Annotated in this window: 8 protein-coding genes; 6 read left to right on the forward strand and 2 right to left on the reverse strand. The window is 51.1% G+C overall.

Annotation, left to right across the window (positions count from 1 at the left end):
• Window positions 1-3: 3 nt before the first annotated feature.
• From B153_RS0101655 to B153_RS0101665, 3 genes are all read left to right on the forward strand, one after another.
• On the forward strand, window positions 4-906 hold the full coding sequence (locus tag B153_RS0101655; protein ID WP_020594916.1) for a serine hydrolase domain-containing protein: 903 nt from the start codon (window positions 4-6) through the stop codon (window positions 904-906).
• A gap of 150 nt (window positions 907-1056) precedes the next feature.
• Window positions 1057-3786: an alkaline phosphatase family protein gene (locus B153_RS0101660; RefSeq protein WP_020594917.1), complete on the forward strand. Its 2730-nt coding sequence runs from the start codon at window positions 1057-1059 to the stop codon at window positions 3784-3786.
• An 81-nt stretch (window positions 3787-3867) separates the two neighbouring features.
• Window positions 3868-6366: an alkaline phosphatase family protein gene (locus B153_RS0101665; RefSeq protein ID WP_020594918.1), complete on the forward strand. Its 2499-nt coding sequence runs from the start codon at window positions 3868-3870 to the stop codon at window positions 6364-6366.
• Window positions 6367-6463: 97 nt separating this feature from the next.
• On the opposite strand, the gene B153_RS0101670 is transcribed toward B153_RS0101665, so the two are convergent.
• Window positions 6464-7255 (reverse strand): MBL fold metallo-hydrolase, encoded by a 792-nt coding sequence (locus B153_RS0101670; RefSeq protein ID WP_020594919.1) that lies wholly within the window; start codon window positions 7253-7255, stop codon window positions 6464-6466.
• A gap of 199 nt (window positions 7256-7454) precedes the next feature.
• On the opposite strand from B153_RS0101670, the gene B153_RS0101675 reads away from it, so the two are divergent.
• Entirely contained in the window at window positions 7455-8996 is a 1542-nt protein-coding gene (locus B153_RS0101675) for a YifB family Mg chelatase-like AAA ATPase (protein ID WP_020594920.1), read from the forward strand.
• Between the two features lie 104 nt (window positions 8997-9100).
• On the opposite strand, the gene B153_RS0101680 is transcribed toward B153_RS0101675, so the two are convergent.
• Window positions 9101-9955: a DUF2911 domain-containing protein gene (locus B153_RS0101680; protein ID WP_020594921.1), complete on the reverse strand. Its 855-nt coding sequence runs from the start codon at window positions 9953-9955 to the stop codon at window positions 9101-9103.
• Window positions 9956-10291: 336 nt separating this feature from the next.
• On the opposite strand from B153_RS0101680, the gene B153_RS0101690 reads away from it, so the two are divergent.
• Complete coding sequence (locus B153_RS0101690) at window positions 10292-11854, forward strand: sensor histidine kinase (RefSeq protein WP_020594923.1); 1563 nt, start codon at window positions 10292-10294, stop codon at window positions 11852-11854.
• Between the two features lie 85 nt (window positions 11855-11939).
• Complete coding sequence (locus tag B153_RS0101695) at window positions 11940-12767, forward strand: DUF1835 domain-containing protein (protein WP_020594924.1); 828 nt, start codon at window positions 11940-11942, stop codon at window positions 12765-12767.
• Window positions 12768-12777 lie beyond the last annotated feature (10 nt).

Genomic DNA, 12777 nt, shown 5'->3' on the forward strand with positions numbered 1-12777 from the left:
AAAGTGTCTATCTATCAATACGGTGAAACGCAGAAAGGAAGTGGCCATCTGCCTACTTCACAAACAATTTACGAAATAGGCTCGATTACCAAGACGTTTACCGCTACCCTGCTGGGCAAGGCTGTACTGGATGGCAAAGTCGCTTTATCGGACGATATTCGGCGTTATTTGCCAGGGGAATTTCCTAATTTGAGTTATGCCGATCATTCGATTACGTTACAGGATTTAGCGAATCATACGTCTCGGTTACCCGCAATGCCCACTAATATAGGTGATCAGCGAGGGTATAACCCCTTAATGCCTGAAGCGAATTATGACTCCGTTTTATGTTACCAGGCATTACGGGCCATAAAATTGGATACAGTACCGGGTTATAAGTTTATGTATTCTAACTGGGGGATGGCCCTGCTAGGGCATATTCTGGAAAATGTGTATCATCAGTCGTATGCCCAGTTGCTACGGCAGTACATTACGGGGCCGCTTGGTATGGTTCATACAACCTACCAACTGGTCAACGAGGATAAAAGGCAACTGGCAACCCCATATAGTGAAAATGGTCGACCGATTCTTTTTCAGGATGAGGGTTTGTTTGGCCCTGCTGGGGATATTCACGCTGATCTGGTGGATATGGTGCGGTACATGCTGGCACAACTAGCCGAAAAAGATCAAGCTATTCTCCTGACGCATCAGCCCACGCAAAACGGTACGGGCCTGGGCTGGGGTGTTCGTCAGGTAGACAATTATCGGGATATTCAGCATAATGGCAGCACACCGGGCTTTACGTCGCATATTTCCGCCTTTCCGGAACTCAACAGCGGTTGCGTACTTCTGGCGAATAATAAAGCGGCTATGGGTAAACTGATCGTTCGTTTACAAACACTGGTAAAGCAGAAAATCTCCAGATGAATGGTAAACTATATTCCTGATCAGTTTTCTTTGACAGACGTGGGTAGATCTATGTTTTCATACTATTAAATCGTAAGGCGTATCGTTGCGAGTTGCCGCCGGGTAGCGATTCTTTGGCTATCTTTCTGGCTCCGCTGGCAACTGCGTCTTATGAATACCTACTTTACATCGCTACTCTACGGGCTGATCACCCTGCTTGTGTGTGTCCTGCTGCCAGGATGCCGTCATGCCTTGAATCCGTCGTCGGGCTACGGCCCGTCTGCTTACAAAACCGCAACGGACGATAGTACACTGTACAATCTGAAGTCGCCTTTTCTGATGCCCTACAACCGGATTATCGACGCAGCCGGGCAGTCGGTCAGTTTTGGTGATGCCAGTCAGGAGAATCATAGCCTGGATGCTGTATTGCTGCCCGATGGAAAGACCCTGGCGGTTGAAGATCGGTATGGCGTGGCTTTTTTTGATGCCAACGCCCATCAGCTTATTTCTCGCTGGGAGTATGCCAAAGCCTCGAACCTGCGCGGGAGTATGAGTTCGTTTTCAGGCATAAAAGCCATTGTTTACCACGATTCGACTTATATTTTCTGGGGGGCTGGTGGCCGGGGGAAACCCAACTCCTATGTGGTGCAGGCCGTTTGGGATGGAACCCGCGCCCGATTGATTCGGACCATTCCGTTCGAACCCCTGGCTCCGGCGACCATCGCCTTGCCGAATGAAGTGGCCGTTCGGGAAGAGTCGGGCGAGTTATATTTGTACACGGTGCTGAACGGGAATAACCAGCTCGTAAAAGTTCGGGTACGGGATCAGCATACCATCTGGGCGACCCCAACGGGCGTGGCTCCCTACGGCCTGACCTTACTTGGGCAAAAAGCCTACGTAACCAACTGGGCCGGTCCGGTACCGAACCCCGCCAATGGTTTCGAAACGGCGGGTGTACCCTGGGGGAGTGCCTATGTTGATCCTAAAACGGGAGCAATGGTTCGTGGTACGGTTTCGGTCATTGACCTTCAACAGGGTAAACCTGAATCGGAGTTGTCGGTTGGGCTGCATCCTAATGCCATCATTAGCAGCCCCGATGGTCGGTTTTTATACGTAGCCAATGGCAATAGCGATCATGTGTCGGTTATTGATGCACAAAAGCAGCAGGTAACCGATTCTATTTTTGTCGGATTATTCAACCGGGGCAATGGCTACATTGGCAGTACACCCAACGCACTGGCCATCGATCCGCAGGGCACGACGCTGTATGTGGCTAATGGCATGGACAACGCCGTTTGTGTGGTTTCGCTGGGGAAGACTGCCTCAACAAATGGCAAAGGGAACCATCAGATCAAAGGGTACATTCCAACGCAGGCGTATCCATCTGGGCTGGTGCTCAATAACGGTGAACTCTACGTAACGAACCTCGAAGCGATTGGCCCCCGGATTGCCAACCCCGTCGAGCAGGGAGGTCAGCCAACAAAAAAGGAGTTGAAGGCCTTTAACTCGCACAAACAACTGGCGTCTATCTCGTTTATTCCTCTCCCAACGGAAAGCCAGCTAAGTGCTTATACAGAAAAGGTGAAGCAGCAAAGTCTCCAGTTTCGGCTGTCGCTGACCGAACAGGTACCCCGGCCCAATGTGGCACCCCGGCCCGTACCTGAGCGCATTGGCGAACCGTCGGTGTTTAAGCATGTGCTGTATATCATTAAAGAAAACCGGACCTACGATCAGGTACTGGGCGACATGCCGGAAGGAACAGGAATGCCCGACCTATGTATTTTTGGTGATAGCGTAACCCCTAATCAGCACCGGATTGCCCGCGATTATTTGCTCATGGATAATTACTATGTATCGGGAAAATCGTCGGCCGAGGGGCATCATTGGGCCAGTGCTGCTATGGTAACCGACTACACCGAGAAGAACGTCCGGGCCTGGTTCCGAAGCTACCCCCACGTGCTGTACGACGCGTTGGTGTACGATAAAAAAGGGCTGATCTGGAACAACGCGCTTGATCATGGCAAAACGGTTCGGCTCTATGGCGAAGCCTGCACCTGCCATTTCGACGGGAAACAATACAACTGGAAAAACCTGTACCAGATGCGTCAGGAAAGCAAGCCATTCTCGTATACAAATACCACGACTATTTCGCGCATCCGTCCCTATTTGTCGATGGACTTTCCGGGTTGCGACGATGAGAATATCAGTGATCAGATGCGGGCCGATGCCTTCATTAAAGAACTGAAGGCGATAGAAGCCAATCCCAATGCCGATCTGCCGAACCTGATGGTGATGTCGCTGCCCAACGACCATACGTCCGGTTTGAATCCGGCTTTTCCGGTACCCAGAGCTATGGTTGCCGACAATGATCTGGCGGTGGGCCGGATTGTCGACGCAATTACTCATAGCCGGTTTGCCGCATCGACGGTCATTTTTATTACGGAAGATGATTCGCAGGCGGGGTGGGACCACGTATCGGCCTACCGAACCACAGGCTACATCGTCAGTCAATATTCACGCTTACAGAAAACGGTCCATACCAATTACAACCAGACATCGATGGTCAGAACGATGGAGCAGATTCTGGGCTTGCCACCCATGAATGTGATCGACGCAACGGCCCTGCCTATGTTTGATTGCTTTAGCGACCAGCCCGACCGCTCATTTGCTTATAAAGTGTTACCGAACCGGGTCAATCTGGCCGAAATGAACCCGTCGCCAACGGGGTTGAAAGGGTCTGCGCTTCGGTTTGCCAACCAATCCATCAAGCACGGATTTTACCAGATTGATCGGGGGCATGATGATCTGTTGAATCGAATTTTATGGTTTGCAGCCAAAGGGAAAAAGCGCTATCCCGCCGAACTGGCTGGGGCCGAGGAAGAAGACGATGAAGACGATTAGAGAAAATCAGCTATTGGCTTTAGATTAAACCGGGAAGGCTCAAAAAAACTTCCCGGTTTAACCTTCCAACCTATTTGAAACATGGCGAATCGCTCTGGTTATATCTGTAGTCTCTGTGCGTTGCTGGCCCTTTTGCTGGTCGGTAGTTGTCGACGAAATGCCTCGTCTTCGGAAGAGACCGAAGCCTATCAAAAACTGGCGGCTACGCGGGTGAAACTACCCAATGGCTGGGCGCTGACTCCACCGGGTCGCAGCCTCAAACTCGACGATCTGCCGCTTAATCTGGTCGTGTCGCCATCCCGGAAATACCTGGCCGTTACCAACAATGGGCAGAGTACGCAGAGCATTACCCTGATCGATGCCCAGACCGAACAGATTGTCGATACCGCAAAAGTTGGAAAAGCGTATCTGGGGCTAGCGTTCAGCGAAGACGAGAAATGGGTATATGCATCGGGCGGGAATGACAATAAAATTCTGGTTTACTCGCTCGATAACGGAAATCTGCAAGCCGATGAGCCGATTAGTTTGGGTAAGCCGTGGCCCGTAAAAATCTCTCCGGCAGGGCTGTGTGTCGATGACGCCAAAAGTCGACTTTACGTCGTTACCAAAGAGGATAGCTCGCTTTATATTGTCAATACCAAAGCCCGAAAAACGGTTCAGAAACTGAATCTTGGGGCGGCTGCGTACACCTGCCTGCTCTCGCCCGATAAAACGGAACTGTTTGTATCATTGTGGGGAGGATCTAAAGTGCTGGTCATTAACACCGCCACACAAACCGTAACAGCCGGGATCGCTACCAACAAAAATCCGAACGACCTGTTGATGACCCGCGATGGGAAGTACTTGTTTGTGGCCAACGGGAATGACAATACTGTTGCCCTGATCGATGTAGCTAAACGACAGGTCATCGAAACCCTCACCGCATCGCTTTTTCCCAATGCACCTGTGGGCACTACGCCGAATGGTTTAGCGCTGAGCGACGATGAGAACACCCTGTACATTGCCAACGCCGATAACAACTGTCTGGCCGTATTCGATGTAACCCGAAAAGGTCACAGCCAGGCCAGTGGATTTATCCCGACGGGCTGGTATCCGACGGCCGTTAAAGTAATTGGGTCAAAAATCTTCGTAACCAACGGAAAAGGGTTTTCATCGCAGGCGAACCCGCGTGGGCCGAACCCCGTCCGGACCCGAACTCCGCAGCAGGTAGGCCCCAATCCACAGGCCAATCCGGGGCCAGTGCAGTATATTGCTGGGCTATTTAAGGGAACCCTTTCCATCATCGATAGGCCCGATGCGGGGTTACTGTCGGCGTATTCGCGGCTGGTATACGCCAATACGCCTTATACCAAAAGCAAGGAACTTCAGGCCGAAGGCGAACCCGGCAATCCGATTCCGATGCGGGTAGGCGACAAATCACCGATCAAGTATGTGTTTTATGTGATTAAGGAAAACCGGACCTACGACCAGATTCTGGGCGATATGCCCGAAGGAAATGGTGACGCCAGCCTTTGCCTGTTCCCGCAGAAAGTGACCCCTAATCAACATGCCCTGGCAAAAGAGTTTGTGCTGCTGGATAATTTCTACGTCGATGCCGAAGTAAGTGCCGACGGACACAACTGGTCATCGGCGGCTTATGCGAATGATTATGTCGAAAAAAACTGGGTAACCAGCTATGGCGGTCGGGGGGGCACCTATGATTACGAAGGCCAGAAAGAAATTGCTTACCCGCGCGATGGCTTCATCTGGAATCACTGCGAGCGGGCCGGGATTTCGTACCGAAGCTACGGCTGGTTTACCGACGAGAAGCCGAAAGATAAAGTGCTTCAGGGGCACTACTGCCCTGATTTTAAAGGGTTCGATCTGGGGTATCTCGATATAAAACGCGAAGAGGCCTGGCAGAATGAGTTCGATAAACTGGTGGCGGCTGGCACCTTACCCAAACTGAACACCATCCGTATGGGCAACGATCATACGTCGGGCGCTCGGGTCGGATTACCCACACCCGATGCCGCTGTTGCCGATAATGATCTGGCCGTTGGCCGATTGGTGGAGCATCTGTCGAAAAGCCCCATCTGGAACGAATCGGTTGTTTTTATTCTGGAAGATGATGCCCAGAACGGTCCTGACCACGTCGATGCACACCGCTCCATTGCGTTTGTAGCCGGAGGGTTCGTCAAACGAGGATTTGTCGATCACACCATGTATTCGACTTCGGGGATGCTACGAACCATCGAACTGATTTTAGGGCTGAAACCCATGAGCCAGTACGATGCGGCTGCTACGCCCATGTGGCGGTGTTTTGCCAAAACCGCAAACCCAACACCATTCAAATCACACGAAGCAGGCATCGATCTGAATGAGAAAAACGTAGCGGTCAATTACAATTCGAAGCGGTCCCTACAATTCAATCTGACGCACCCCGACGACATCGACGATCTGATCTTTAGCGAAATCGTCTGGCAAACGGTTCGCGGCCCTAAGAGTAGTATGCCCGCTCCCCGTCGCGGAGCCTTCGTTCGCCTGGGCAAAGGTATGGACGACGATGAGGGAGACGGCGACGATGATGACGATGACTAAATCGTCAGAAGTGCTCAGTGGTATCGGGCTTAGGCCCAGGAAGTCTTCGTGCTACGCCCGTGTCTGTGAAGCCACAGACACGGGATGCCGACACAGGTTATACGCTTACCGAACTCTCAACCTCTGCATTGATTCTGAAAATAGGTGTAGCTTCGGAACGCGAGGCCACAATCAGCTCGGTGCCGTTGAGATGCGGAGTGAACAAGTCGCGGGTCAGTTGCGGGGTGTTGTTGTCTTTCGAAAGGTGCGATAGCAGCACATGACTCATATACGATGGTTTGTGCGCCCGAAAAAGATCTAAGGCCTGCTGGTTGGACAGATGCCCTTTTTCGCTGCGAATCCGACGTTTCAGGTAGTACGGATACCGGCCTTTCTCCAGCATGTCGTCGTCGTAATTAGCTTCCAGAAAGGCGGCATGGCATTGGCGAAAATGATGAATGACATGCTCACACGGTTCCCCAATATCGGTGAAAACACCAACGTTGGTGCCCTGAAAGCTGACGAGAAAACTATGCGGGTCGCTGGCATCATGCAATTTCGGAAACGCAGTAATGCTCAGCTCACCAATCTGCACAGGTTCGTAGGCTTGTAGGGTTCGAATCGGGAATCGTTTTTCGGGCAACCGGGCGTGCCGTAGCGTATGAGGGGTAATAAAAACCGGGAGTTGGTATTTGCGGGCCAATTGCGGAATACCAATAATGTGGTCCGAATGTTCGTGCGATACAAATATGGCTTTGACCGTTTGGAGCGACAAACCCAGTTGCTGCATGCGTGTTTCGGTTTGTCGGCATGAGATGCCCGCGTCGATCAGGACGGCTTCCTGTTCATTGCCAACATAATAACAATTTCCGTTGCTCCCCGAATTCAACGAGGTAATAAATAAAGACATACTGAGAATGCGGTACGAATTACGGTGCTTGATTGCCCTGTACGAAGATAAGCCGAATGGCGTAATTTGCCCTTCAGAAATCAGTTTATTTTGACAAGGTGAATCGAAAATACATTAAACCTCTCCCGTTCTTTTTTATTGCCTCTGGGTGGCGTAGTTTTGAGACAAATAGACCTGATTCGTTTACTTGTTCTGCAGTATGTTAGCCAAAACGTTTGGAGCGGCTGTTTATGGCGTCAATGCCAGCCTGATTACCATAGAAGTTGTTGTTGCACAGGGTTTGCATTTTCATTTAGTGGGTCTGCCCGATAGCGCCGTTAAAGAAAGTGAGCAACGGGTAGAAGCGTCGCTGAAATTTTTTGGCTATCGAATGCCGCGTCAGAAAATTGTCGTGAATCTGGCTCCTGCCGATATTCGGAAAGAGGGTTCAGCCTATGATCTGCCCATTGCACTCTGCGTATTGCAGGCGTCGGAGCAAACGACGGCTCAGCGTAGTCTGGAAGAGTACGTCATTATGGGTGAATTGGCCCTTGATGGCTCTCTACGGCCCATAAAAGGCGTGTTGCCGATTGCGATTGAGGCCCGAAAACGGGGTTACAAAGGGTTTGTCCTGCCCGTCGAAAACGCTCAGGAAGCCGCCATTGTCAATAATCTGGATATTATTGGCGTATCAAGTATGCAGGAAGCGGTAGAGTTCTTTGAGGGTAAAAAAGACATTGCCCCGTTGGTAAGCGATACCCGCGATCTGTTCATGACCCAGGTGAATGCCTACGACGTTGATTTTTCGCATGTGCAGGGGCAGGAAAATATCAAACGGGCGCTTGAAATTGCAGCTGCCGGAGGGCACAACGCCATTATGATTGGTCCACCCGGAGCCGGTAAAACCATGCTGGCGAAGCGTTTGCCAACTATACTTCCACCGCTTACGTTGCAGGAGGCTCTGGAAACAACCAAAATTCATTCGGTGGCTGGTAAGCTGGGAGCCAAAGCGACGTTGATTGCAACCCGGCCGTATCGAGCACCGCACCACACCATTTCCGATGCGGCTCTGGTTGGCGGAGGGAGCTTTCCGCAACCTGGCGAAATCTCTCTGGCGCACAATGGGGTGTTGTTTCTGGATGAGTTGCCCGAGTTTAAACGGTCGGCGCTGGAAGTGATGCGTCAGCCGCTCGAAGATCGGAAAGTAAGCATTTCACGGGCCAAATGGGCGGTAGAATTTCCGGCTAGTTTTATGCTCATCGCCAGCATGAATCCCTGTCCCTGCGGATATTATAATCATCCCGATAAAGAGTGTGTCTGCGCGCCGGGGGTAGTCCAGAAATACCTGGCTAAAATCAGTGGGCCGCTGCTGGACCGGATCGATCTGCACGTTGAGGTAACCCCGGTTTCGTTCGATCAGATGACGGCCAACCGACCCGCTGAGTCAAGCGAAGTGATTCGGGAGCGGGTAATTCGGGCACGAGCCATTCAAACGACCCGTTTTGAGCAGCATGCGGGAATTTATTCCAATGCCATGATGCCTTCGCAAATGGTGAAGGAAGTTTGCCTAATCAGCGACGCCGGACGGGCCCTGCTCAAAACAGCCATGGAGCGGCTAGGGCTGTCGGCGCGTGCCTACGACCGTATTCTGAAAGTGTCGCGCACCATTGCCGATCTGGCGGGTAGCGAAGAAATCAAAATCGAACACCTGGCCGAAGCCATCCAGTACCGGAGTCTCGACCGCGAGAGCTGGGCCGGGTGATTTATCCAGATAACTCCCTTTTGTTTCAAACAGAAAAGCAGACCGAAGCGCTTCGGTCTGCTTTTCTGTTTGAAACAAATTCGAATCGGTCTGATCAAAAGCGGTTATTTTTTGGCGCTGGCAATCAGGTCGTTTGCCATTTTTACGTAATCGCCATTCTTGGCCGCAGTGGCCAGTTCAACCGTTTTCTGGGCGCTGGCAATAGCGTTTTTCTTCTCGTTCAGTTTAAGCTCGATCCGGGCTTTCAGCAGCATGATCCAGAAGGCGCTCGGATTTTGCTCGGTTGCTTTGGTCACCCAGGTCAGGGCTTGCGGCAAATCCCGGTTGGTTTCATAGTAGTAGCTGGCGGCTTCGAAATAGGCTGGTTTCTCCGATGCCATCGACGCCTTTATATTCTGGGTAATGGTCTGGTCGATGTCGACCGTGAGCGGTACCGCCACGCGGGTTTTGTCCCACATGATTTCGAGCGTGGCCGAGCTGGGTAGAATATCGGCAATGTTGATCGTAAAGGTTTCTACCTTGAAGGGTAAGGTTGTTGTTTTTACCTCAGCCCGTGCTACTTCGTTCTCCTGCTTATAATCCCCAACGTTGGCTCCCAGATTCAGATCTTTCGACAGCATCACCTGCCAGCTCGATTTGCCGGGGATGGTGAATAAGCCATATGTTCCGGCTTTTACGTCTTTCCCGCCAAATTTTACGTCGGTCGAAAAGGTGATTTTGGTGGTTGCATTGGCGCCCGTACGCCATACTTTATCGAAAGGGACCAGATCGCCAAAAATTGCCCGGCCTTTGGTGGCAGGTCTTGAGTACTCAAGGGTAATTTCGCCCAGTCCAAAACTCTGTTTAGTTGTCTGGGAAGGGCTGGCGGCTGGTATTTTTAACTGAGCAAGGGTTGGGTTGATGGCACTTACGGTTAGCAGGACGGCTGCTGAAAGACTTAAAAATCGGTTGGTTTTCATGAGAGAATAGTGTACGTACTGTCTATACTTAATTTTTCTGCAAGGTACGAATTCGGCACGAAGGCTGATAAGAAGTCTATAGACTTTTCCTGGTTATAACGAATGGGTGAGTTTCTGATGATAAGCTGATTGATGGATGCTGTAGCTAGTTGTGAGCCAGTTCGTAAGCCGCTCATAACGTTCGGAAACGATGTTTTATACATATGTTTTAGGTAAATAACTATTTTGCCTATAATTTTAGATCGGTAGTAGGTGATCTCTATATTTCTGATTTGCTCCAGCGAACACCAGTTCATGGACAACGATCATTAAAACCCACCAGGAGGGTTCCTGACGATGCCTTTCTCTTCAAAAGAACTGGATGGCCAGTCCATCCCTATTCATCTTCTTAATGCAATGCCTGGTAAGCATCTGGTACTGAAACCTGATGCCCCGACCTTCACCGTTCTTGCGGTATCGGACGAGTACCTGGCAGCACTCAATCTACAGCGGGAACCTCTCGTTGGATGTGGGTTATTCGATGCCTTTTTCAGCGATGGCCATAATGAGGGTGTTGCTGACCAACTTCGGCTATCGTTATTGCAGGTGCTGCACACCGGACAGGTTCAGGCGATGGCCGACCAGCGCCACCTGTGGCCCAATGCACATACGGGTATACTGGAAGGGCGTGCCTGGCGCCCGGTCAACAAACCCGTTTTCGGCCCTGATGGGGCACTCGCTTACATCATTCATACGGTTGTGGATGTGACCCATGAAGTACAACTGATGGAAGTGGCTCAGGCAAACGAATATCTGCAAACCATTATCAATCTGTTGAAAGAGCCTTTGCAGGTACTTCAGCCCGTAATTGAGCATGGCGAAATCGTGGATTTTCGCTTTCGGTTTACGAACCAGGCGTATGCGGCCTACGCAAACACGACGCCCGATCAACTGCAAGGCAAACGGGTAGGAGAGGTGTTTCCGGGTTATTTCGAAACGGTAAGTTTTACCAATCCCGTCGAAACCTATAAAACGGGGCAGTCACTCACCTTCGAGATTCATTATGATAAAGATGGGCTTGACCTGTATAATCTGATGAGTACCTTCAAACTGGACGAAGAGGTCGTTATTCACTTTACTGATTTTACCCGGTTAAGGCACCTGCAACTCCAGCTTGAAGCTAAAATTGAAGCGTTGAATCGCTCAAATGAAAATCTAAAACAGTTCGCTTACATCGCCAGTCACGATCTGCAGGAACCCCTACGGAAAATTCAGTCGTTCAGTACCCTGTTGGCGAATCAACTGGAGGGGCAATTGACTGAAACCGCCAGCGACTATCTTCAGCGAATCAATCTGGCAGGGTCTCGCATGTCGGTGCTGATTAAAGACCTCCTGGCTTATTCGCGGATGCCAACTGTTCAGCAGGAGTTTCAATTGGTTTCTCTGGCAGACGTGATGGCTGATGTACTGACAACGCTCGACTGGACGATTAGCCAGCAGCAAGCCGAGGTTGTTGTCCATAGTTTACCGATGGTGAATGGGGATGCTTCGCAACTGGAACAACTCTTTCAGAATCTGCTGGCCAATGCCCTGAAATTTAACCGCCCTGGTCAACGGCCAATTGTGGAGGTGCGCAGCGCCCTTCGACCCCGCAATGAACTGCCGCCATCCGTGAAGCCAACCAGCCTTGCCACTGTATTTCATCAGATCAGCGTGTGCGACAAAGGGATCGGGTTCGACGCCCAGTATGTAGATCGCATCTTTCAGGTTTTTCAGCGCCTGCATGGTAAGAACGAATACGCGGGCACGGGGGTCGGGCTGGCGATATGCCAGCGCGTAGCCGAAGCTCACGGTGGGGGAATTACAGCGACCAGTACGCCCGGTGCAGGGGCTACATTTTGGGTATACCTTCCAGCTTAAGCGCTGATTCGTACGGATTTCCGGGAGAAGAAAAGTACCTTTGGGTAAATAGGCCTTAAGGGGTTTTGAGCAACAACATAGACTTATGGAAAGAATCCTGCACGTATTGAATGGCGATGCTACGGCGTATTCGTTTGCGGAAGCGGGGCTGCCTGGTGAGGTGGCTGTATGGCGCGAAATGCTTTCCGAAGGGCCACTGCTGGAAGCCAGCCAGCCTGATGCCGCCTTATGGGCATTGCGCGAAAACTGGCTGAGTACTGAGTTTGGCAATCAGCCAGACGATGCGGAGATGTATTCGCAGAACGTAATTGCTGAATTTAACCGCATCGTTCAACCCAACGCTTACGATCAGATTGTTCTTTGGTTTGAACACGATCTGTTTTGCCAGATCAATCTGGTATTTCTGCTGTCGCGTTTTTCGAACGTGGGTTTGGAGAAACCTGTATTGAAACAGGTGTCGGTCAATCAGTTTGACGGCGTTCCTGATTTTAAAGGACTTGGTCAGCTGACAGGACCTCAACTGGCGTCTTTGTATCCCCAGGCCGAATCCCTGACCGATTATGAACTGGCGCTGGCGGCTCGTGTGTGGGCAGCTTACGCTACATCGGATGCGCAGGCACTGACTCATTTATTGTCAGACGATTTTGGCCGACTGCGTTACCTGCGCGATGCCTTACAGGCTCATCTGGCTCGTTTGCAGGTAAGAGAGGATGGGTTAACGATCATCGAAAACCAATTGCTGAATCTGGTTCAGGTTGCCCCTAAAACGCCCCGGCAGATCGTAGGCGAATGGTTGTCGGCGGACCACATTTACGGTTTAGGGGACTCGAGTATTGAGAGTTACCTCAACCGACTGCTTGAACGGAATGTGATTCAGGAGCGGGAGGGCAGGTTGATTGAAGTGGACCGCTAACCGCTTATTT

Source organism: Spirosoma panaciterrae DSM 21099 (assembly GCF_000374025.1).
GTDB classification, from domain to species: domain Bacteria; phylum Bacteroidota; class Bacteroidia; order Cytophagales; family Spirosomataceae; genus Spirosoma; species Spirosoma panaciterrae.

Bases quoted from the DNA above. Each gene is read 5' to 3' on its own strand.
- B153_RS0101660 (WP_020594917.1), top strand. From the start codon at position 1,057: ATGAATACCTACTTTACATCGCTACTCTACGGGCTGATCACCCTGCTT.
- B153_RS0101665 (WP_020594918.1), top strand. From the start codon at position 3,868: ATGGCGAATCGCTCTGGTTATATCTGTAGTCTCTGTGCGTTGCTGGCC.
- B153_RS0101670 (WP_020594919.1), bottom strand. From the start codon at position 7,255: ATGTCTTTATTTATTACCTCGTTGAATTCGGGGAGCAACGGAAATTGT.
- B153_RS0101675 (WP_020594920.1), top strand. From the start codon at position 7,455: ATGTTAGCCAAAACGTTTGGAGCGGCTGTTTATGGCGTCAATGCCAGC.
- B153_RS0101680 (WP_020594921.1), bottom strand. From the start codon at position 9,955: ATGAAAACCAACCGATTTTTAAGTCTTTCAGCAGCCGTCCTGCTAACC.
- B153_RS0101690 (WP_020594923.1), top strand. From the start codon at position 10,292: ATGCCTTTCTCTTCAAAAGAACTGGATGGCCAGTCCATCCCTATTCAT.
- B153_RS0101695 (WP_020594924.1), top strand. From the start codon at position 11,940: ATGGAAAGAATCCTGCACGTATTGAATGGCGATGCTACGGCGTATTCG.